Annotated in this window: 18 protein-coding genes and 1 tRNA gene; all 19 read right to left on the reverse strand. The window is 34.4% G+C overall.

From position 1 onward, the window contains the following. Positions 1-4: 4 nt before the first annotated feature. Complete coding sequence (locus tag ACYSNX_RS04430; protein WP_461753481.1) at positions 5-1,390, reverse strand: trimethylamine monooxygenase; 1,386 nt, start codon at positions 1,388-1,390, stop codon at positions 5-7. A 515-nt stretch (positions 1,391-1,905) separates the two neighbouring features. Then, positions 1,906-4,077 (reverse strand): polyribonucleotide nucleotidyltransferase, encoded by a 2,172-nt coding sequence (locus ACYSNX_RS04435; protein WP_461753482.1) that lies wholly within the window; start codon positions 4,075-4,077, stop codon positions 1,906-1,908. 177 nt (positions 4,078-4,254) lie between these two features. Further along, positions 4,255-4,524 (reverse strand): 30S ribosomal protein S15, encoded by a 270-nt coding sequence (gene rpsO / locus ACYSNX_RS04440; protein WP_461753483.1) that lies wholly within the window; start codon positions 4,522-4,524, stop codon positions 4,255-4,257. 148 nt (positions 4,525-4,672) lie between these two features. Then, entirely contained in the window at positions 4,673-5,134 is a 462-nt protein-coding gene (locus ACYSNX_RS04445; RefSeq protein WP_461753484.1) for a GAF domain-containing protein, read from the reverse strand. An 834-nt stretch (positions 5,135-5,968) separates the two neighbouring features. Beyond that, positions 5,969-6,042, reverse strand: a tRNA-Arg gene (locus ACYSNX_RS04450). A gap of 11 nt (positions 6,043-6,053) precedes the next feature. Beyond that, positions 6,054-6,506, reverse strand: a complete 453-nt coding sequence (locus ACYSNX_RS04455; protein ID WP_461753485.1) for a GatB/YqeY domain-containing protein — start codon at positions 6,504-6,506, stop codon at positions 6,054-6,056. Between the two features lie 87 nt (positions 6,507-6,593). Further along, positions 6,594-8,744, reverse strand: a complete 2,151-nt coding sequence (gene ftsZ / locus ACYSNX_RS04460) for a cell division protein FtsZ (RefSeq protein WP_461753486.1) — start codon at positions 8,742-8,744, stop codon at positions 6,594-6,596. A 13-nt stretch (positions 8,745-8,757) separates the two neighbouring features. Continuing rightward, positions 8,758-10,239 (reverse strand): cell division protein FtsA, encoded by a 1,482-nt coding sequence (gene ftsA, locus ACYSNX_RS04465; RefSeq protein WP_461753487.1) that lies wholly within the window; start codon positions 10,237-10,239, stop codon positions 8,758-8,760. Positions 10,240-10,248: 9 nt separating this feature from the next. After that, positions 10,249-10,986, reverse strand: a complete 738-nt coding sequence (locus ACYSNX_RS04470) for a cell division protein FtsQ/DivIB (protein ID WP_461753488.1) — start codon at positions 10,984-10,986, stop codon at positions 10,249-10,251. A 10-nt stretch (positions 10,987-10,996) separates the two neighbouring features. Next, positions 10,997-12,343 (reverse strand): UDP-N-acetylmuramate--L-alanine ligase, encoded by a 1,347-nt coding sequence (murC, locus tag ACYSNX_RS04475; RefSeq protein ID WP_461753489.1) that lies wholly within the window; start codon positions 12,341-12,343, stop codon positions 10,997-10,999. Between the two features lie 4 nt (positions 12,344-12,347). Next, entirely contained in the window at positions 12,348-13,436 is a 1,089-nt protein-coding gene (gene murG, locus ACYSNX_RS04480) for an undecaprenyldiphospho-muramoylpentapeptide beta-N-acetylglucosaminyltransferase (RefSeq protein ID WP_461753490.1), read from the reverse strand. 11 nt (positions 13,437-13,447) lie between these two features. Continuing rightward, complete coding sequence (locus ACYSNX_RS04485) at positions 13,448-14,725, reverse strand: FtsW/RodA/SpoVE family cell cycle protein (protein WP_461753491.1); 1,278 nt, start codon at positions 14,723-14,725, stop codon at positions 13,448-13,450. A gap of 12 nt (positions 14,726-14,737) precedes the next feature. Then, a complete protein-coding gene (gene murD, locus ACYSNX_RS04490; protein WP_461753492.1) occupies positions 14,738-16,069 on the reverse strand; it encodes a UDP-N-acetylmuramoyl-L-alanine--D-glutamate ligase in 1,332 nt (443 codons plus the stop codon). Between the two features lie 2 nt (positions 16,070-16,071). Further along, positions 16,072-17,283 carry a phospho-N-acetylmuramoyl-pentapeptide-transferase gene (gene mraY / locus ACYSNX_RS04495; RefSeq protein WP_461753493.1) on the reverse strand — a complete coding sequence of 404 codons (1,212 nt, stop codon included), beginning with the start codon at positions 17,281-17,283 and terminating at the stop codon, positions 16,072-16,074. A gap of 18 nt (positions 17,284-17,301) precedes the next feature. Next, on the reverse strand, positions 17,302-18,756 hold the full coding sequence (locus ACYSNX_RS04500) for a UDP-N-acetylmuramoyl-L-alanyl-D-glutamate--2,6-diaminopimelate ligase (protein ID WP_461753494.1): 1,455 nt from the start codon (positions 18,754-18,756) through the stop codon (positions 17,302-17,304). Beyond that, the gene (locus ACYSNX_RS04505; protein ID WP_461753495.1) at positions 18,753-20,762 is read right to left on the reverse strand and encodes a penicillin-binding protein; all 2,010 of its coding nucleotides are present in this window, start codon (positions 20,760-20,762) and stop codon (positions 18,753-18,755) included. The genes ACYSNX_RS04500 and ACYSNX_RS04505 overlap by 4 nt, the downstream gene beginning before the upstream one ends. Further along, the gene (locus ACYSNX_RS04510) at positions 20,753-21,112 is read right to left on the reverse strand and encodes an FtsL-like putative cell division protein (protein WP_461753496.1); all 360 of its coding nucleotides are present in this window, start codon (positions 21,110-21,112) and stop codon (positions 20,753-20,755) included. Before ACYSNX_RS04510 ends, ACYSNX_RS04505 begins: the two co-directional genes overlap by 10 nt. Then, on the reverse strand, positions 21,109-22,020 hold the full coding sequence (rsmH, locus tag ACYSNX_RS04515; protein WP_461753497.1) for a 16S rRNA (cytosine(1402)-N(4))-methyltransferase RsmH: 912 nt from the start codon (positions 22,018-22,020) through the stop codon (positions 21,109-21,111). The genes ACYSNX_RS04510 and rsmH overlap by 4 nt, the downstream gene beginning before the upstream one ends. Beyond that, positions 22,013-22,471 carry a division/cell wall cluster transcriptional repressor MraZ gene (mraZ, locus tag ACYSNX_RS04520; RefSeq protein WP_461753498.1) on the reverse strand — a complete coding sequence of 153 codons (459 nt, stop codon included), beginning with the start codon at positions 22,469-22,471 and terminating at the stop codon, positions 22,013-22,015. Before mraZ ends, rsmH begins: the two co-directional genes overlap by 8 nt. Positions 22,472-22,582: the final 111 nt, after the last annotated feature.

Consider the following 22,582-nt stretch of genomic DNA (forward strand, 5'->3'; position numbering starts at 1 on the left):
AGAATTAATAGTTCTTAACTTTACTCAATTCAACCTCGTCAATTTCAACTTCATCTAAATAACGCTCAATACTATCATCTAACTCTTTCATCCACGGAGTATGATGCTCTTCTGCTGTTACATTAGTCATAACAGAAGTAAATACTTTATCACGGTAATTTAAAATGTTATTCTCTTTGTCTTGCATCCAGATTTTAAACATATCTGCTACTTTATCTAAATCAAAACTTGGATAATCTGTCAAATCTATTAATTCTTTAATATAAGCAGTTTGGAAATCTACATGATCGCAACCTGTTTCGGTTTGAGCTTCACCCTCTACCCATTTTGCTATATCCTGATTTCTTACTTCTTTACTAGGCAATTTAATTCTACCTAACATATAATCTCTAGCAAACCATGCTTGAGCATCAAACATATTGAAAGTATAATATTGATCTTGCATTCCTAAGAAAATAAGCTTTTCATTTTCATTGAATACAACCCCTTTGTATAAATTATCTGGGTAAAGACAGTTTTTAGTTTTCAATCTTAAATTATCAGGCAAGAATGGAAACTTATGTTGATATCCTGTACAAAGCACAACCGCATCAAACTCTTGACTAGTTCCATCCCTAAAGAAAGCAGTACTACCTTCGAAATGAGTTACAGAAGGTCTTTCAATGATTCCCTTAGGCCACTTAGCACCAATTGGAGTAGTACGATAAGCAATTGTAACTGATTTACTACCGTGCTTGAAACATTGAACTCCAATATCTTCAGCAGAATAACTACTTCCTATTAATAAAACAGCCTTATCTACAAATTGATCTGCACCCCTAAAGTCATGTGCATGCATTACTGCATTTGGGAAATTGTCAATTCCTTTAAAATAAGGCATATTTGGAGTAGAGAAATGTCCTGTTCCAACAACTAAATAGTCAAAAATTTCTTCAAATGTTTCGTTCTTTACTAAGTCGTCAAAAATAACTCTAAACTGTGTGGTTTCTTCATTATAATCCACCCATCTAGCTACAGTATTAAACTTAATAAAATCTCGAGCATTACTTTGCTTAATTCTACCTTGTATATAATCAAATAGAACCTCACGTGGAGGATAAGAAGAAATTGGTGTTTTGAAGTGGTCCATAAAAGTGTAATCAGCGAATTCTAAACACTCTTTAGGACCGTTCGACCATAGGTACTTATACATACTTCCATGAATAGGCTCTCCATATTTTCCTACACCAGTACGCCAAGTATAATTCCACATTCCTCCCCAGTTATCTTGTTTTTCATAACATTTGATCTCTGGAATGGGATTACCCTTCTTTTGTTCCGATTCGAAAGCTCTTAACATAGCTAATCCGCTGGGACCAGCACCAATAATTCCAACTTTGAAATTTGACATAACTAAATAAAATATTTTTGTCCTTATAAGCTAACTTATAAGAAATTAATAAAAAAGATCGTTACTGAACACTCAGCCGAGATAGAACCATATAACTTGAGTTCTAAAAAGGACACTCTATCAAATAAAGAGTGTAAAATGAAAGAAATACTATGTGATTTCTTGAATAGATGTAGTAAAAAAACTACAATATGAGATTGGATGATTAAACTCTAACAATAGAGGGCATTTACTCTTAAGAAATGCATATCATCTTTTCGTAACTAGGCTAAGATACTAAAAATTATACTGTTAGACAAAAAAAACAGATTAAAACCATTATTTTACAATTGGAATGTCCCAATTAGACAAAGCTAATAAGAGGTATATACTCAAAATTAAATAATCAAGAATAACAAAAAACCAATAAATAAAAGCTAATAATGCTTTTATCATAAAAAGGAAATAAATCAAATTTTAACAAAAAAAGCACCCTGAATTAGGGTGCTTTCTCTATAATAATAAGTATAAAAATACTATTTTTCTTTATTTGTTTCTTCCTTATTAGGGGTAGCTTCAGCCTTTTTCTCTGGACGAGCAGGGCGTGGCATTAGAGCCTTTTTAGAAACTTTTGCTTTTCTAGTCTTTGGATCGATCCCTAAGTACTTCACTTCGATTTCATCCCCTAATGCTAAAACATCAGAAACATTCTCAATACGTTTCCAATCTAACTCAGATACGTGTAATAAAGTTTCTTTACCAGGAACAAACTCTACTACTGCTCCAAAATCCAACATTTTTACAACTTTAACTTTGTAAACTTCTCCTTCTACAGGGGCAAATGTAGTATTTTGAATTGCTGCAATAGCTTTATCCATTCCTTCTTGATCTGTTCCTAAAATTTCAATGATACCTAAATCACCTTCTTCGTTAATAACGATAGTAGTTTGAGTATCCGCTTGTAAAGCTTGAATATTCTTTCCTCCAGGTCCAATAACAGCACCGATGAAATCTTTTGGAATTTCAACAGTAATAATTTTTGGAGCTTTAGGCTTAACTTGTACATTTGGTTGAGCAATTGTATCGGTTAATTTTTCTAAAATATGAAGACGACCTACATGAGCTTGGTTTAATGCTTGCTCTAAGATATCGTATGCTAAACCTTCAATTTTAATATCCATTTGACAAGCAGTGATACCATCTTTTGTACCAGTTACTTTGAAGTCCATATCTCCTAAATGATCTTCATCACCTAATATATCCGATAAAACAGCCCAACGATTAGTTTTAGCATCACTGATTAGCCCCATTGCAATACCTGAAACTGGCTTGTCTACCTGAATACCAGCATCCATTAATGCTAATGTACCAGCACAAACTGTTGCCATAGATGAAGAACCATTTGATTCTAATACATCAGATACTAAGCGGATTGTATAAGGACAATCAGCAGGAATCATATTTTTTAATGCTCTTTGAGCTAAGTTACCATGTCCAATCTCACGACGAGATACACCTCTTAGAGGTTTAGCTTCACCTGTTGAAAATGGAGGGAAGTTATAATGTAAGTAGAATCTTTCCTCTCCTTGATCACTTGGTAAATCAATAATATTAGCTTCTCTAGAAGTACCTAAAGTTACTGTTGCTAAAGCTTGGGTTTCTCCTCTTGTAAAAATAGCAGAACCATGCGCTGAAGGTAAGTAATCTACCTCAGACCAAATTGGTCTAATTTGAGTTGTTTTTCTTCCATCAAGACGAATACCTTGATCTAAAATAAGATTTCTAACTGCCTCCTTTTGAACTTTGTTGAAATACTTACTAATTAGCTCTGATTTCTCTTCGATTTCTTCTTCTGAAAATAACGCTAATACTTCTTCTTTAACTTCAGCAAATTTCTCTCCACGCTCGCTTTTTGCACTCGCATGCGAAGCGATATCGTAAAGCTTTTCATAAGCTGCTGTATGAACAGCAGATTCGATATTTGCATCTTCTTCTTCACCTTCATAAGTACGGTACTCTAAATCTAAAGCCGCGCGCATTTTTTCTTGAGCTTCCACTTGCAATTTAATTGCCTCGTGAGCAAATTTAATTGCTTCAATCATTTCAGCTTCAGAAATTTCTTTCATTTCTCCTTCTACCATTGCAACAGAATCTTTAGATGCACCGATCATCATATCGATATCAGACACTTCTAACTGTGCTTTAGTAGGGTTAATAATGAATTTACCGTCTACTCGTCCAACTCTTACTTCTGAAATATAGTTATAGAATGGAATATCTGACACTGCTAATGCAGCTGAAGCAGCTAAACCAGCTAATGAATCAGGCATCACATTTTCATCATATGACATCAATTGAATCATAACTTGTGTTTCAGCATGGTAATCGTCAGGGAACAAAGGTCTTAAAACACGGTCTACAAGACGCATTGTTAAAATCTCTTGATCACTTGGGCGAGCTTCACGCTTAAAAAAACCTCCTGGAAAACGACCAGCAGCAGAAAACTTCTCTCTGTAATCTACAGTTAAAGGTAGGAAATCAATACCAGGGTTTGCAGTACGTGCAGAAACAGCTGTAGCTAAAAGCATACAGTCACCCATTCTTACTACTACGGACCCATCTGCCTGTTTGGCTAATTTTCCTGTTTCGATTGAGATAGTTCTCCCATCTCCTAAATCGATAATTTCTTTTGTTACCTTAGGAATCATAATTACTTAATACTTTAGGGTTTCGCCTCTTTTTTAAAAAAGAGACTTTAATAATTCTGTGTTGTGTGTGTGTGTGTGTTGTTGTGTAGTAGAATGAAACCCAATGAAAAACCAGCGTTATCTGCTAAAAAGGTTAAAAAGAAAAAGAGGCGCACAAGGGCACCTCTTCTCTATTGATTATTTTCTAATATTCAATACCTTAATAATCTCACGATATCTGTTAATTTCAGTTTTCTTTAAGTAATCAAGAAGTCTTCTTCTTTTACCTACTAAAAGTACTAATGAACGCTCTGTATTATAATCTTTACGATTTCTTTTTAAGTGCTCTGTTAAGTGAGAAATTCTGAAAGTAAACAATGCGATTTGTCCCTCAGCAGAACCCGTGTTAGCTACAGCTCCACCATGTTGAGCGAAGATTTCAGCCTTTTTTTCTTTAGTTAAATACATGCCAATATTGATTTAATAATTATTATGCGCGAACTGCAGTGTTTCTACAATTCGTTGCAAAGGTAATTTTTATTTTCAAAATACAACACACATTAAGCTTTTTTTTTATCTTCAAAGAACATTAAAACGCAGCATAAGCTACCACACTTTAAAAAAGTCTTGCAATATAAGTGTTTAGTGTTTCTAAAAACACAGTATCTTCTTGTGTAAAGGCATTTAAAGTGTTTGAATCTATATCTATTTGCCCAATATTAACACCGTCAACAAATAAAGGTACAACAATTTCAGATTTTACGGTAATACTACAAGCAATATAATTATCTTGAGCTTTAACATCTTCCACCAAAAAAGTCTCATTGCTTAGAGCTACTTGTCCACAAATTCCCTTTCCAAAGTCAATAACAGTATGATCTGTTGGTTCCCCCACATAAGGTCCTAAGTGTAATGTACGAGTAGAATGATCAGCCATATAAAAACCAACCCAATTATAATACTCTAATTCTGTATTTAAAATAGTACAAATATCCAATAAGCGCTGTTCTACAGTTTTATAATCCTGTTCTAAAATTGCTACACATTGCTGTAATAGCACATGGTATTCTTGATTCATAATTCTTTATATAATTTAGCTAATAATAATCTAAGGTAAAGAATAACCTACAAACAGACACAAAAAAAAGCACTAATGCCTTAACACTAGTGCTTTTTTAACAACAATATGAATAATTGTAGTCAAACTCACAAACTACAAAAATTCTCCACAGGACATAATGAAAATATTAATCTTATTATTATTGTTCTTTAGCGATCTCCACCTCTAAAACTCAATTGAAGACTAACTTTATGAAAAGGGATAAAAAAATTCTATCAAATGGGTCAACAATACTTATACTTAAAAAAGTCTTAGTACCTTATTGCATCCTATCTTTCAATAATTCAAAAACAAATATAGGTAAGTAGAAAAGTAAAAAACATGATAAATATCAGTTTTCTAAAAAAATCCTTTTTTTTTATCCCCTCTCCTACTAAAAAAGTCGACTATAGTACCTTAGTCCTATGATCAATTCAGACAATACCAAAGATTAATACCAATTTTCACAGCTATTATTCCCTAGCTCACTATACATTTAGAAAAAAATAAACAAAAAAAATAAACAAAAAAAATAAACAAAAAAAATAAACAAAAAAAGTCAGTAAAAGAAGAATGATTCAAGCCAAAGAAATATTTTGCTTTAAAAAAAGGAACTATAAAAGTTCAGTACTCTACTTGGCTTTCAAAAGAATTCATTAAAAATTCTGGCAAGTACTAGAATATTCTTTTGAAAATTTGAGACATGATTTTTTTTTAAAAGGGAACTCACCAAACCCCACTGAAATAGTAGGTTACAAGCAATTTTAGTTAGTGTAAACTCAAATCGCTTGTACTAATATAAACCTACGTTTGCGTCCGCGGAGGGGCTCGAACCCCCAGCCCTCAGAGCCGAAATCTGATATTCTATCCAGTTGAACTACACGGACAGTCCATTTTTTTATTTTGTCAACAACTCTTTAACGATAGTTGAAATAGTCTTTCCATCTGCTTTACCAGCTAATTCTTTAGAAGCTAATCCCATTACCTGTCCCATAGAAGCCATAGAAGAAAAATCACCTTCTAAGATAATGGTCTTTATAATTTGTTCAACTTCTTGAGGTGTTAATTGCTTAGGTAAAAACCCTTCAATAATTACAGCTTGCGCAATTTCCGGCTCGGCTAAATCTGCTCTACCTTGTGCTGTAAAAATAGCAGCACTGTCCCTTCTTTGCTTCACTAATCTTTGAAGTATTCTAATTTCTTGCTCATCATCTAATTCTTGTTGAGCCCCAGCCTGAGTTTGAGCTAATAATAACTCAGATTTAATCGCTCGTAGTGACTCTAATGCTAAAGTATCTTTTGCTTTCATTGCACTTTTTATCGCATCGGTAATATTAGATTGTAAACTCATAACATCCATTTTTAGATTTGCAAATATATAAAAAAGCCTGAAAAAGAAAGTTTTTTTTCAGGCTTATCTCTAATATTTAAGATTTCTTTAATCTACATTATCATGTAAAAAAGAATTATTACTCCTTAATTTAGTATCATTATTACTGTCTACACTAACGCTTAGACGAGATTTGTCACTGCTATCTGTAGGTGTAGATTCTAAACTAATCCCAGTTCGTTTGTATGCTGGTTCAGCATCCATTTTGTCTACTAAACTATTGCTAGCATCAGTATTGAATTTATAATTAAAGTCTTTCATTTTCTTTCTACGCTCTGCAGTGCGAGAACGAAGACTATACTCTTCTAAACTCATTTCTAATGGATTAACCTCATCATTTTCAAACTCATCAAAATTGGCGGCTAATTCCTCTAACTCCTTAGCTTGTTCAATCTCATTTTTAGTAGAAATACCTAATTCAAATCCTTGAGCAATATCTTCAACATGAGGTGATGTAGGCTTAGCTGAAGCTACATCTTGCTCTTTCTCTAAATTATCCTCTAGAGTAAAATAAACAACATCCTCCGTTTTTCTTTGTTCCGAAGCATCCTCTGTTAAATTCACTTTAGCTCCATGAGACTGTACTTGATGATCCTCTTTGTGCTCAGCATCTAAAACACTTGTTGTTTTGTTTTGTTGAATAGAAGCTTTATTTACATCAAGCTTATTAATAGTTGCCTCTGCTGCTGCTGAATTAGCAAGTACAATTTCTGGCTCGACTACTTTTATATCTCTTATATCGCTAGTTTCATTACTCTTTAGGTTAGGAGTATTTACAACTTGCTCTATCGTTTGTTCTTTACTTTGATATTCTACTTCACTAGAAGGTGAAACAATCTTGAAAAAAGAATCTAATCCATTAGAATTATCTACAACATTATTTAAAGATTCGCTAGGTAAAGATTCACTCATAGGTTGTCCTTCAATATTATCTACCTCTTTTACCTCAACACTAGCCTCTGAACTTGTTTGTGTTAATGTTTCTTTCTCTTTTGAAGTATCTTCTGCAAAAGGATAATAAATTTTTACTTGCTCTTGCTCCTCTACTTGTACTTCACTAGATTGCTCTGCTCTATGTAAAGGTTGATCAGGAGAAGAAGCCCCTAATATTGCAGCTTGCCCCCCGATGTTTAATTCTCTTTGAACTTTTGTTTCATCTCCACCTAAAACGTGAATAATGGTATCTGGTTTACCCGGAGTTGCAATAGTTGTCTGTTGCTCTATATTAAAACCAGTAGCGATAATAGTTACTGCAACAGCCTCACCCAAACTCTCATCTTCACCAACTCCCATAATGATATTGGCATTATGTCCAGCTTCTGTTTGAATATGGTCATTGATTTCACCTATTTCATCTAAAGTAATTTCACTTGTACCTGAAACGATTAAAAGTAAAACGTTTTTAGCTCCAGTAATTTTATTATCATTTAACAATGGAGAATGAAGAGCTGCTACAATTGCTTCTTTTGCACGGTTTTCACCTGAAGCAGTTGCTGATCCCATAATCGCAGTACCACTATCAGAAAGAACTGTCTTAGCATCCTTTAAATCGATATTTTGCGTATAGTGATGAGTAATTACCTCCGCTATTCCTCTAGCGGCTGTTGATAATACTTCATCGGCTTTGGAGAAACCAGCTTTGAAACCTAAGTTACCATAGACTTCTCTTAGCTTATTATTATTAATTACTACTAAAGAATCCACTTGCTTACGCAATCTATCTACTCCTTTGAAAGCCTGTTCAATACGAACTTTTCCTTCAAATTGAAAAGGAATAGTAACAATACCTACAGTCAAGATGTCGCGTTCTTTAGAAAGTTGAGCAATTACAGGAGCAGCACCAGTACCAGTACCACCACCCATACCGGCAGTAATGAATACCATTTTAGTATTCCCATCTAGCATTTTCTCAATATCTTCAATACTTTCTAAAGCGGATTGCTGTCCTACTTCTGGATTAGATCCAGCACCAAGTCCTTCCGTTAAGTTTACCCCTAACTGGATTTTATTAGGTACAGTACTATTATCTAAAGCTTGTGAATCTGTATTACAAACTATAAAATCAACCCCTTTAATACCCTGTTTAAACATGTGGTTGATAGCATTGCTACCTCCCCCACCTACACCAATTACCTTAATCACATTTGATTGATTTTTTGGTAAATCGAATTGTATTCCTCCGAAATCTGTATTCTCCATATACGTATCGTTTTTATTCTTGCTTTTCAATAAATTCTCTAATCTTTCTTACGAAGTTTCCTAAAAACTTTCGTTCAAAACGTTCTACCGTAGTAGTAACCTCAGGTTCTTCCACTTCTTCTTTGGAATCCTCTGAAGTAGTGTTTTGCACCTCTTCTTCCTCTTTGGCAGCTTGTTGATCTTTTTCCAAAGATTCCTGCTGTCTCAAACTAGCTTCATGTTGCATTTTAAGTTCCAATTCTGCTTGAGCTTGTAACTTTTCATGTTCTTGTTTTTCGGCTAGTTCTTGTTCCATCATCAATTTCAATTCATCTAATGAAATTGCCCCCATAACTGCATTACGATCACTTTCCATCACTAATCCTACTGCCGTAGCATAAAGAGGACTAGAAATCTCAGGATTGGAATCCCCAGCTAGGTGTTCATTTGGATACCCAATACGAGTATCAATTCCTGTAATATATTCTACTAATTGCTTTATATGCTTTAATTCAGAACCTCCACCAGTTAAAACAATACCAGCTATTAATTTTTTTTGTGGATTTTCATAACCATAACTCTTAATTTCTGAGAATACTAATTGTATAATCTCATCTACTCTAGCATGAATAATCTTAGAAAGATTTTTCAAAGATATCTCTTTTGGCTCCTTACCTCTTAGCCCAGGAATCATAACGATTTCGTTATCCTTATTTTCTCCTGGCCAAGCAGATCCAAATTTCACTTTTAAAATCTCTGCTTGTCTTTCGATTATAGAGCAGCCTTCCTTAATATCCTCTGTAATAACATTCCCACCAAAAGGAACTACAGCAGTATGACGGATGATACCATCTTTAAAGATAGCTAAATCTGTTGTACCACCACCAATATCAATTAAAGCTACCCCTGCCTCTTTCTCTTCATGACTTAAAACAGCTTCGGCCGAAGCTAAAGGTTCCAAGGTAATTCCAGATAGCTCAAGCCCTGCATCTTTAATACAACGTCCAGCGTTTTTTATCAAAGCTGCTTGACCTACAACTACGTGAAAAGTCGCCTCTAAACGACTACCATACATCCCAATAGGTTCCTTTATACCTGGCTCCCCATCAATCTTAAATTCTTGAGGTAAAACATGGATAATCTCTTCTCCGGGTAACATATTTAGTTTCTGTACCTGGTGGATTAACTGTTCAATGTCTTTATCACCTATAACCTCATCTGGGTTAGGTCTACTTATATAATCACTATGTTGAATACTTCGTATATGTTGTCCTGCTATTCCAACAACAACTTTCTTAATTTTACACTCTGCTTCTGACTCAGCTACTGCAACAGCATTTTGAATAGATTGAATAGTTTGTGTAATATTATTTACTACTCCACGCTTAACTCCTAAACTCTTGGCCTTGCCAAGCCCAAGAATTTCAAGTTTACCATACTCATTCTTCTTTCCAACCATTGCAACAATCTTTGTTGTTCCAATATCTAAACCAACAGCTATATTTTCTTTTTCCATATTATTATTTTATTTGGCACATACCACTTGCTGGGTAAACTTTAGGTTTATTTTCTTATATTTTTCCAAGGAAACTCCATCTTGTAAGCTATATTGAACAAAAGCTTTGTAATTATCTAGTTTCCTTTGCATTTCTTCAAAATCTCCAAAGTGAATCTCAAAAGAATTCGATCTACTCATTAATTGAATAGAATCATCTGGCAATAATAAAATACCTGTGATATCATTATTCAAAAATTCGTCATTGGCTATTATATCTAACATATCTTTTAGCTTAGGCCTTATATCCTCAGTAATTTCGCCTGAGACCATAGGCACACGCTTTGAGAAATTTGAACTAAGTGGCATTTGATTACCTGCTTGATCTAAATAATAGCTATTACCTTGCTCAACTAGACGAGCTATCGCATCTTTCTGCCATACATCAACTTGTAATTTTCCATCTAAAGTTAAATATACATCCGCATCTTTTATCAGAAGGTTTTCCAATACTGACTCTTCTAAAAGCTTAAGTTGTACTTGTTCTTTATTTACTCCTGCCTGCAAAGCTAATTGTTCCTCAATGCCTTTCTTAACTTGTTGGGAAGTAACAAAGTGACTTTGATTCCCTTTAAAATTAATTTCAATACCTTGAATATTCCTATTTCTATTCTTATGATTCGCAAAAGAATATAAAACAAAAGCGAGTACTACTATTAAAAATAGACGTACATCCAACCATTTTATAAACTTAAGGCTCTTTCTCACTTTATTCTTTTTATTTTAATGCTTCTTTTATATCAATTACCATCTCTCCAATATCTCCTGCTCCAATGGTTAATACCACCTCAGCTTTTGAATTCTTGATAAACGGAATCAAATTCTCTTTACTAACCAATGCTTTGTTCTTAGCTGTTACTTTCTCCAAAAGTACTTCGGAGGTAACCCCCGTAATTGGGAATTCACGAGCAGGATAAATATCCATTAAAGCAACAGACTCAAAACTCGACAATGCCTTTGCAAAATCTTCCATAAAATCTTTAGTTCTAGAGAATAGATGCGGTTGAAAAATCGCTAAAATCTCCTTATCTGGATACATTTCATGTACCGCTTGACTAACTGCTAAGATTTCTGTTGGATGATGTGCGTAATCATCAATATAAACAAAGTTCTCCTGCCTTAACACATAAGAAAATCTCCTCCTAACCCCTCTAAAGCTCTCCAAAGATTTAACTAATGAATCTGGAGAAACACCATAATTATAAGCCATTGCAAAAGCAACTAATGCATTAGAAAGATTATGTCTTCCAGGTAAAGCAAAACGGACTTCTTTTATGATCTGCTTTGGTGTAATAATATCAAAAATATACCATCCATTTTGAATAACAATATTTTCAATCCTATAAACACAATTTTCTCCAAAGCCAACCTTAATCCCAGAAATGCCTACTTGCTCCACTACGAATAACTTTGATTTATCTTCGACTAGGTCACTAAAATCCTCAAAGGCCTTTAGCATAGATTGCGTATCTCCAAAAATATCCAAGTGATCCGCTTCCGTACTTGTTATACAAGCTGTATCTGGAAACAATCTTAAAAAGGAACGATCAAACTCATCCGCTTCAACTACAGTAATCGTTTTTCCTGTCCCTATTAAATTACTTTGGTAATTTTCAACTATACCCCCAACAAAACTGGTAACATCAAGTCCTGCTTCAAATAATAAATGTCCTAGGATACTAGTTGTAGTTGTTTTCCCATGGGTTCCTGCAACTGCAAAACAGTACGTATCCTTTGTAATAATCCCCAGAACTTCTGAACGCTTCTTAATGATAAACCCTTTTTCCTCAAAATATATCCATTGCGGATGATCTTGCTTTTTAATAGCAGGTGTTACAACAACTAAAGTTTCTTCTGGATTAGTAAAGTTTTGTTCAATACATTTAACTTCACTATCAAAAACTACATGAATACCTGCTTGATTAAGTTCTTGAGTTAATTGCGTAGGTGTTCTATCATACCCCATTACATCCTTACCCAAAAATTTAAAATATCGAGCCAAGGCACTCATTCCAATACCTCCAATTCCTATAAAGTAAACGCTCTTTATTTTATCCACTAACATACTTTTATCTTATTAACTCTTGAATTTTATCTACAATTTCTTTTGTGGCTAATGGCTTAGCTAAAGCCTTAATATTTTCTGCTAAAAGTGCCATCTTCTGTGGATCTTGACTTAGAGAACTAAAGACCTCTTGAAACTGATCCAAATCTTTCTCTTTTAACAATATTCCAGCCTGCCTATCTACAACACTCATCGCATTTTTGGTTTGATGATCTTCTGCTACATTAGGGCTAGGAATAAATATCACTGGTTTTCCAACTAACATTAATTCCGAGACCGAAGAAGCTCCTGCTCTAGAGACAATAATATCGGCACAACTATAGGCTAAATCCATTTTATCAATAAACTCTAAAACACGGATGCCATGTCTTTCTTTATCCTTAAATTGCACATAGTACAATTTACCACATTGCCACAATATTTGCCAATTTTCTTGCGTAAAAAAATCAATATTTTCGTCAATTAAATCATTAATTTTCTTCGCACCAAGACTTCCACCTAAAACAAGTAAAGTTTTTTTAGTTTTATCTAACTTAAAATACTCACTTGCTTGTATTTTCTTGTCACCAATAGCTACAATATCTTGTCTTACTGGATTACCAGAGAGCACTATTTTCTCTTCAGAAAAGTATTGCTCCAAACCAGGATATGCAACAAATACCAACTTAGCTTTCTTACCTAAAAGGCGATTAGTAATCCCTGGAAAGGAGTTTTGTTCTTGAACTACTGTAGGGATACTTAACCAATTGGCAACCTTTACTACTGCTCCACTTGCATAACCACCTGTACCTATAACAATATCGGGATTAAACTCTTTAAGTATCTTCCACGATTTAATCAAACTTCCAATAACTTTAAATGGAAAACTTAAATTCTTCCATGTCAATTTTCGCTGTAAACCAGAAATATGCAAGCCTTCTATGGGATATCCCTCTTGAGGTACTTTTGTCATCTCCATACGTCCTTTGGCCCCTACAAACAAAATTTGAGCTAAAGGACATCGTGATTTGATCTCATTAGCAATAGCTAAAGCAGGATAAATATGTCCTCCTGTTCCTCCACCACTAATAATAACACGCATTGCTTTTTTCATTTTCTCTTTTATTACAATTCAATACTTTTCTTTGCTTGTTGCTCTATTTTCGATAGCTCTTGTAAACGAACAGCCTCCATTCTCGCCAATTCCTCTTGCTCCTTCTCTTTAAGCAAGGCCTGTGCCAAATTATGAGCTTGTATTTCCTTTTCCTTCTTAGTTACGCTAAGAATTACTCCTAGACTAAAACAAGTCATCCAAATGGCTGTTCCTCCACTACTAATTAGTGGCAAGGTTTGCCCAGTTGTTGGTAATAAAGAAACTGCTACTCCCATATTGATTAATGCTTGAAAAGTAAATAAAAAACCAAGACCAATAACCAGTAGCTTTCCAAATAAAGTAGGCGCTTTATGAGCTGCTATTAAGAACCGTATAAACAGTAGTAAATACACTCCTAAAACTGCTAAGCCAACCACAAGCCCAAATTCCTCTACAATGATGGCATAAATAAAATCCGAAGAAGACTGAGGAAGAAAGTTCTTTTGCACACTCTTACCCGGACCAACTCCAAAGATCCCCCCAAGAGCTACTGCCATTTTTGCGTTCTCTACCTGATATAGATCTTGTGAACCATCATTCTTTGTATACCGTTCTATACGGCTTGCCCAAGTATGAACCCTATTATTGAAAGAACCTGGAAACAGCAACGCTAAGCTAACAAATAGGCTTACGCATATTGCTCCAATCCCCAATACTTTGAAAAGGTACTTTAGAGGGTATTTAGCCACAAAAACAAGTAGACATACCATAAAGAAAATCAGTGCTGCAGTGGAGAAGTTCGCAGGAAAAATTAAGCCAACAACAAGAAATACTGGAGCCCATAATTCCATAAATGAAGCTTTGAAGCTACCTATATGATCTTTTACTTTTACCAAATATTGAGCGACATACATTAAAAGGATAACCGCTGCTAGAGAGGAAGGCTGAAATTGAACTCCCATTAAACTAACCCACCTACTTGCATTTGCTCCCCCAATGGTAGTCCCTCTTGTTAGAGCATAAATCAACAATGCAACTACAATAGGTAAGCCAAAGACGCCAATACTTCGAAAATATTTATAATCTAATCGATGTACAGCCCATAGAAAAAAAACAAAACCTACCATTACATGCAAAAAATGCTTAAATAAATAGTAACTAGTATTATGCCCCGTTCCAACAGTATACACTAAGTTAGTACTAGCACTATATACAGGCATAAAGGAAAATAAAGCCAATAGTCCTACTAAGGCCCAAATGGTAAAATCCCCTTGCAAGTATTTCTTACTTGTACTAAAAATCTGCATCATCTTTTATCCTATTTACAAATTGTTTACCAATACTTTAAACTGATTACCTCTATCCTCATAGTTTTTGAATAAATCAAAACTTGCACAAGCAGGTGACAATAATACAGTATCACCTTGCTCTGCTAATTCTTGAGCGAAAACAATGGCTTCTTGCATACTATTGGCTTCTACCATTTCATCAACTACATTTATAAAAGTTTGCTTTAATTTTTCATTATCTAATCCTAAACAAATAATACTTTTTACTTTTTCTCTTACTAAAGGCATTAGTTCTAAGTAATCGTTTCCTTTATCTACACCTCCAACAATCCAAACCGTTGGATTCTTCATACTTTCCAGGGCAAAGAAAGTAGCATTTACATTAGTAGCTTTAGAATCATTTATATATTGTACTTGATCTACCTTAGCAACTTTTTCTAACCTATGCTCTACTCCTTGGAATTCAGAAAGACTTTCTCTAATTCTTTCTTTTCTAATACGCTTTAATTGAGCAATGGTAGTAGCTGCCATTGCATTCTTCACATTATGCGGCCCTTCAACTCCTAATTCTTTGATTGGCATTACAAATGTTTCTGTTTCCATAGCTACCACTATATTATCGTGATCCACATAAGCTCCCTCTGACAATTTCTGGGTCAAAGAAAATGGAATCGTCTTTGCCTTAATTTGATTGTTACTTAGCCATTTTTGGATTTCTTTATCATCGTAATCATAGATAAAATAGTCACTCTCTGTTTGATTCATAGTGATCCTAAACTTTGAATCAATATAGTTTTCATACTTATAATCATAACGATCCAAATGATCTGGACTAAGATTAGTTAAAACTGCAATATTAGGCCTATAATCAACTATACCATCCAATTGAAAACTACTCAGTTCTAATACATAGCATTTATCAGGATCCACTGCCACTTGTTGCGCATAACTAAAACCTATATTCCCAGCTAACCCAACATTTAAGCCACCATCTTTTAGCAGTTTATAGGTCAATAAACTAGTTGTTGTTTTACCATTACTTCCCGTAATTGCAATAGATAATTCTTTATTAAAGGAACTAGCAAATTCAATTTCTGAAATAATGGCTATACCTTTTGCTTTAATCTGAACTACAATAGGTGTTTTATCAGAGATCCCTGGGCTCTTTATCACTAAGTCGCTCGCTAATATCTTATCTAAACTATGGCCGTTTTCTTCCCATGAAATACCCTCTTTATCTAATACTTCTTTGTAACGTGAAGCTACAGCTCCAAAGTCACTTACAAAAACATCATAGCCCTTTGTTTTGGCTAAAATAGCTGAACCAACACCAGATTCTCCAGCTCCTAAAATGGCTAATTTCATAACTATCTAAGTTTTAAAGAAACTAAACAAAACACCCCTAATAGGATTGCAATAATCCAAAAACGGGTAACTATTTTACTCTCATGATATCCTTTCTTCTGAAAGTGGTGATGTAAAGGTGACATTAAAAATATACGCCTACCTTCTCCATATTTTTTCTTTGTATACTTAAAGTAAGAAACCTGTAATACTACAGAAAGGTTCTCTACTAAGAACACTCCACATAATACTGGTATCAATAATTCTTTTCTTACAGCAAATGCCATTACAGCAATAATTCCCCCAATAGTTAAACTTCCTGTATCGCCCATAAAAACTTGAGCAGGATAAGTATTATACCATAAAAACCCGATCAATGCCCCCATAAAGGCGGAAATAAATACAGTCATTTCACCCGAATTAGGTATATACATAATATCTAAATAAGTAGAAAAAATAACGTTACCTGATACAAAAGCAAAAATACCTAAGACAAAGGTGGATATGGCGGAAGTTCCTGCTGCTAACCCATCTATTCCATCGGTTAAATTCGCTCCATTAGAAACTGCCGTAATAATAAAAATAACGATTGGAATAAAAACAAGCCAAGTATACTTACTCGCTTCAGGCCCCATCCAACTAATTAACATACTGTAATCAAACTCATTATCTTTAAAAAAAGGTATAGTAGTAGCTGTCGATTTCACATCGTATTTACTAACAACAGTTTCAACTAATGCATCTTTACTAGGTGCCTCTCTTACGGTTACCTCAGGGCTAAAATACAGTACGCAGCCTACAATTAATCCCAAACCTACTTGACCCACTACTTTAAAACGACCTTTTAAACCCTCTTTATCTTTCTTAAATACTTTTATATAATCATCTAAAAATCCTATTGCACCCATCCATAAGGTGGTAAGTATTAAAAGCAAAACATAGATATTATCTAGTTTAGCTAATAATAGCACAGGAATTAACGTGGCTAAAATAATAATGACTCCTCCCATAGTTGGAGTTCCAGATTTTTCCTTTTGTCCTTCTAAACCTAATTCTCTTACTGTTTCTCCTACTTGCATACGATGTAAGAAATTAATTATTCTCTTTCCATATATAATAGAGAATAACAAAGACATAATAACGGCTAAGCCAGAACGAAATGTAATATACTGAAACACACCTGTTCCAGGGATATTAACAAATTGGTCTAAATACTGAAATAAATAATACAACATAATCTTTCTCTGCTATTTCTAATTTTCTAAAAATTCCGTTACTATCTCAAGATCATTAAAATCGGTTCTAACCCCCTTAACTTCTTGATACGTCTCATGCCCTTTACCTGCAATTAATATGATATCACCATCTTGAGCTTGTTGACAAGCTAATTTGATTGCTTGCTTTCTATCCTCCAAAGAAATTACTCTCATTGAATATTGCATAGGAACGCCACTCTCCATGTCCTTCAATATTTTACTAGACTCCTCAAATCTTGGATTATCTGAGGTTAAAATAACCCTATCACTTAATTCAGTTGCAATCTGGGCCATTATAGGACGCTTTGTAGCATCTCTATTACCACCACAACCTACTACAGTAATTAATTTATTATTTCCAGAACGAATAGAATTAATTGTCTCTAATACATTTTTCAATGCATCCGGAGTATGAGCATAATCTACTATAGCAGTAATGTTATTCTTAGAAATAAAATATTGAAATCTACCACTAACACTCTTTAGTTTGCTCAATTCAACAAGAACCTCTTCTTTTTGTTGTCTAAGATTGATAGCACAACCATAAACAGCCAATAGGTTAGAAGCGTTGAATTCTCCTATTAGTTGTACCCAAACCTCCTGTTGATTAACTTTCATCAACATTCCTGTGAACTGACTCTCTAGAACAACTCCCTTAAAATCAGCTATATTTTTTAAAGCAAAAGTGTATTTTTTTGCTTTGGTATTTTGCACCATAATGCTAGCATTCTTGTCATCACTATTAGTCAAGGCAAAAGCATTGGCATCTAAATGATCAAAAAAACTTTTTTTCGCATCTCTATAGTTAGCAAAAGTGCTGTGGTAATCTAAATGATCGTGACTTAGATTTGTAAAAACACCACCTTGAAATTTTAAATCCCATACTCTTTTTTGCACAATACCATGAGAGCTAACCTCCATAAAACAATATTCACATCCTTGCTCAACCATTTTATTTAAAAAATAATTAATAGTAAGACTATCTGGTGTGGTGTGACTAGCAGAATAAATCTCTTGTCCTATGACTATTTTTACAGTAGATAACAAACCAACCTTATAACCAAGGTTAGTAAATAATTGATATAACAAACTAGCAACAGTAGTTTTTCCGTTAGTACCTGTTATTCCTACTAATTTTAGTTTAGAAGAAGGATTATCGTAAAAATTGGCTGAAATTAATGCCAGAGTTTCGTTGGTATCTTCTACGCAAACATAAGTAACCCCAGGATGTAGCTGTGTAGGCAAATCTTCACAGATCACAGCCGTTGCGCCTTTTGCTATAGATTGCTCTATAAACTCATGTCCATCTATTTGAGTACCTTTTACTGCAACAAACAAAGTGTTTGCTTGTACCTGTCTAGAGTCCATAACAATAGACTCTATTGGTAGAGAAGTGGTACCTACTATAGATTTTATAGTAACTTTATATAATATGTCCTTTAATAACTTCACGATAATTCTAATATGACTTTCTTATTCTTTTCTATTTTATTTCCTTTTGGAATAGATTGCTTTTTAACCTTACCAATTCCTTTAACTTCCACCTCTAATCCCATATTCTCAAGTAGTGGTAAAGCATCCATAACATACATACCTCTAACATCAGGCATTATATCTTGATTGTCTTGCTCAACTAAAGTATCGTAATGCATATAATCATCCGCAATTAGACTTGGAATATCTCCAAAATCATCTACTTGTGTACTAACAGGAACATCCGTATAAATCTTTTGGGCAATTTTTTTAAATACTGGTCCAGAAACATCCGCCCCATAATAGCTTTTAGTACGATCTGGGCGATGAATAACTACAATACAAGAGTACTTAGGATCTTCCGCAGGAAAAAACCCTGCAAAGGAAGAAGAATAATACATATCTTTTCCTTTTCCTCCACCATAGTTAACCTGAGCTGTACCGGTCTTACCCGCCATGGTGAAGTTCTTAGAACTTACCTTTCTACCAGTTCCGCGAATAACGGCATTAACTAAAATATCTTGTACTTGCTTAATTACATCTAAAGAAGCAATCTGTGGATTTAAAACAACTGGCTCAAACTCTAAAACGGTCTGATCAAATTCTTTTACCTCAGATACAAATTGAGGCTTAACCATAACCCCATCATTTGCAATAGCATTATATAAAGTAAGTGTATGCATTGGCGTAACAGATAAACCGTAACCAAATGCCATCCAAGGCAGGGCTAATCCACTCCAACCCTTTTGACCAGGTTGCGGGATATAAGGTATCCCCTCTCCTTTTAATGGCAGTTTTAAAGGTTTATCCATCCAAAGACTTCCTAAGTAATTGGTAAACTCGGAAGGATTATCCTTGAATGCTTCATTAACAGCTTGAGTAATTACGGTATTGGAAGATACTTCTATCCCTCTTGCTAAGGAGATTTTTCCATATCCTCCCCATTTAGAGTCACGAACTCTAGCATTATAAAACTTAACTACCCCTCCATTTGTATCATAGATTCGGGCAGTATCACTTTTCTGCTTCTCCAATAAAGCCAATAAGGCTGCCACTTTAAAAGTGGAGCCTGGCTCGTGTTTCTCGGAAATGGCATAATTAATTGATTCAAAATAATTTCCTGAAGGAGTGCTTTTTCCTAAATTAGAAATAGCTCGGATAGCTCCCGTTTTAACCTCCATAACAATAACACAACCGTGATCTGCATTGAAATCCTCTAAGGCCTTAAGTAAAGCATGATGGGCAATATCCTGTATAAAAACATCAATAGTAGAAACAATATCTTTACCATCAATAGGTTCAACCTCGTTTTCATCATTTATCGGCTTCCATTGATCCTTACCTAGACTTTGCATTTTTCTTTTACCGTCCACCCCATTAAGATATTCAGAAAACGCCCCTTCAATACCAACCCTTCCAAAAGTATTATCCTCGTACTTTCTTTCGTAACCTATGGTACGTTGGGCAATTTTTCCAATTGGGTGTTGTCTTACTGTTTTTTGCAATGCAATAAAACCTCCTTTATAAGGACCTCGTTTAAGCATAGGAAAACTCTTCACTCTTACATATTGAGTGTAACTTAAATCTCTAGCAAGTAAAACGTAACGGCTATTATTAGCTCTACTCGTTCGCATAAGAGAATTATAATAACTCGCAGGTTTATTAAACATCTTGGACAAAGAATCTGCTAATGGCTTAACATTGCTTTCAAACTCCTCAATACTAGGAGCTACAGCATCAAATCGAATTTCAAAGACAGGAACAGAAGTGGCCAAAAGACTCCCGTCTGCAGAATAAATATTACCTTTATTTGCAGGGACTACATCCTCTTTAACCCTTTTTTCATTCCTAGCCTTTGCACGTAGTTCAACGCCTTCTACACTTTGAATATGTATCAAACGATAAACTATCCCTATAGCAAGTGCTACAACTAATAAGGATACTATATAAGGGTTTCTATAAATACTTTTATTACCTATGGCCATAATTTATTCCAAAAACCTGTTTCTTTCTCCTTTATATTAACATGAATCTTCACTGGTGGAACTTCCGAAGGCATAATACCCTGCTCCTCTAGAGTCTTTGTAATAGTCGACTCCATTTTAAGTTCCATCAATTCAGATCTAGTATCTACAAACTCTGCCCTAAGCATCTTCACATCGTGACTTAATTTAGCCACTTCAAAAACCTTAGATTCATAAGCTTGAGTATTCCATATAACTATCAAGCCCAATAAAATGATATATAAAATCATTGCCCAAACTTTAGCTGAATCCTCATTCACCAAAATTTTAGCTCTTATAATATCTGCTGGACTTAATATTGACTTTTTCATAATTTCTCAGCAATTCTCAATTTTGCAGATCTTGCTCTATTATTAACTTCAATTTCTTCATCTGTTGGGATAATTAATTTCCCTAATTGCTTCATCGGCACAGTAAATCTTCCAAAGAAATCTCTTTCTGGCTCTCCTTCGAAAAGACCATTTTTCATAAAGCGTTTTACTAGCCTATCTTCTAAAGAGTGGTAAGAGATAATACTCAATCTACCACCTGGTCGCAACACCTCTAAACTTTGCTCTAGCATTTCCCTTAAAACATCCATCTCTTGATTTACCTCTATTCGAATAGCTTGGTAAACTTGAGCTAAAATTTTCGCACTCTTATGAGCAGGCAAAAATCTGCTTAAAACGAATTTTAAATCATCTGTGTTTTGTATTGGCTTTTCAGCTCTAGTCTCGACAATTGTTGTAGCCATAGCATGAGCATTTTTTAATTCTCCATATAAGCTAAAAACACTTCTCAAGTCGGCTAACTCATATTCATTAACTACATTGTAGGCAGAAACTTCTCCCTTCTTGTTCATTCGCATATCCAGTTCTCCATCAAATCTGGTAGAGAAACCACGCTCAGCAACATCGAACTGATGAGAAGAAACTCCTAAATCTCCTAAAATTCCGTCTACTTCTTTGACACCATAAAAACGTAAATAACGCTTTAAATGACGAAAATTTTGATTGATTAAAGTAAACCTAGGATCATCAATTGTATTATCTAGAGCATCCTGATCTTGATCAAAAGCAAACAGCTTACCATTTTCATTCAAACGACTCAAAATTTCACGCGAATGCCCGCCACCACCAAAGGTAACATCTACATATATTCCATCGGGTTTAATATCTAAACCATCTACACTTTCTGTTAATAGTACAGGTCTGTGATATCCGTATTGCTCTTTATCCATCAAAACTTATATTACTCATTACTTCTTGGGCCAATTCTTGAAAATCTAAATCTTCATCCATAATATTTCTCTCGTAGCTTTGCTTATCCCAGATTTCTAAAATATCTACTTTAGAAGAAAAAACCACCTCCTTGGATAAACCCGCAAACTCAATCAAATCTTTACTAATCAAGAATCTTCCAGCCTCATCAAACTCTATATATTTCACACCAGCCATGAATCTTCTCAAAAACTGATCGTTCTTCTTATCAAAAGGATTAAGTTTATTTAACTTCTCCATCATCGCATTCCATTTAGCCATAGGCCAAAATTCCAAACAAGATTCAAAGACAGAACGTTTTAATACAAAACCATCTTGTATATCAGAAAGCTGCTTCTTCAAAGAAGAAGGCAATAAAATCCTGCCTTTGGCATCGATTTTACACTCATATGTCCCAATTAGAACCTTCACTTATCTGTTATACTTTAATGTTTTAGCAAATGTATCAATTTTTTTACCACTTTTACCCACTTTCTACCACTTTGTTAATAAGTTTTCGTGAACTTCCCATTTATAAAGGAA

It is taken from the genome of Myroides sp. LJL115 (assembly GCF_054871665.1).

Bases quoted from the DNA above. Each gene is read 5' to 3' on its own strand.
- ACYSNX_RS04430 (WP_461753481.1), bottom strand. From the start codon at position 1,390: ATGTCAAATTTCAAAGTTGGAATTATTGGTGCTGGTCCCAGCGGATTA.
- ACYSNX_RS04435 (WP_461753482.1), bottom strand. From the start codon at position 4,077: ATGATTCCTAAGGTAACAAAAGAAATTATCGATTTAGGAGATGGGAGA.
- rpsO (WP_461753483.1), bottom strand. From the start codon at position 4,524: ATGTATTTAACTAAAGAAAAAAAGGCTGAAATCTTCGCTCAACATGGT.
- ACYSNX_RS04445 (WP_461753484.1), bottom strand. From the start codon at position 5,134: ATGAATCAAGAATACCATGTGCTATTACAGCAATGTGTAGCAATTTTA.
- ACYSNX_RS04455 (WP_461753485.1), bottom strand. From the start codon at position 6,506: ATGAGTTTACAATCTAATATTACCGATGCGATAAAAAGTGCAATGAAA.
- ftsZ (WP_461753486.1), bottom strand. From the start codon at position 8,744: ATGGAGAATACAGATTTCGGAGGAATACAATTCGATTTACCAAAAAAT.
- ftsA (WP_461753487.1), bottom strand. From the start codon at position 10,239: ATGGAAAAAGAAAATATAGCTGTTGGTTTAGATATTGGAACAACAAAG.
- murC (WP_461753489.1), bottom strand. From the start codon at position 12,343: ATGTTAGTGGATAAAATAAAGAGCGTTTACTTTATAGGAATTGGAGGT.
- murG (WP_461753490.1), bottom strand. From the start codon at position 13,436: ATGAAAAAAGCAATGCGTGTTATTATTAGTGGTGGAGGAACAGGAGGA.
- ACYSNX_RS04485 (WP_461753491.1), bottom strand. From the start codon at position 14,725: ATGATGCAGATTTTTAGTACAAGTAAGAAATACTTGCAAGGGGATTTT.
- murD (WP_461753492.1), bottom strand. From the start codon at position 16,069: ATGAAATTAGCCATTTTAGGAGCTGGAGAATCTGGTGTTGGTTCAGCT.
- mraY (WP_461753493.1), bottom strand. From the start codon at position 17,283: ATGTTGTATTATTTATTTCAGTATTTAGACCAATTTGTTAATATCCCT.
- ACYSNX_RS04505 (WP_461753495.1), bottom strand. From the start codon at position 20,762: ATGGCCATAGGTAATAAAAGTATTTATAGAAACCCTTATATAGTATCC.
- ACYSNX_RS04510 (WP_461753496.1), bottom strand. From the start codon at position 21,112: ATGAAAAAGTCAATATTAAGTCCAGCAGATATTATAAGAGCTAAAATT.
- rsmH (WP_461753497.1), bottom strand. From the start codon at position 22,020: ATGGATAAAGAGCAATACGGATATCACAGACCTGTACTATTAACAGAA.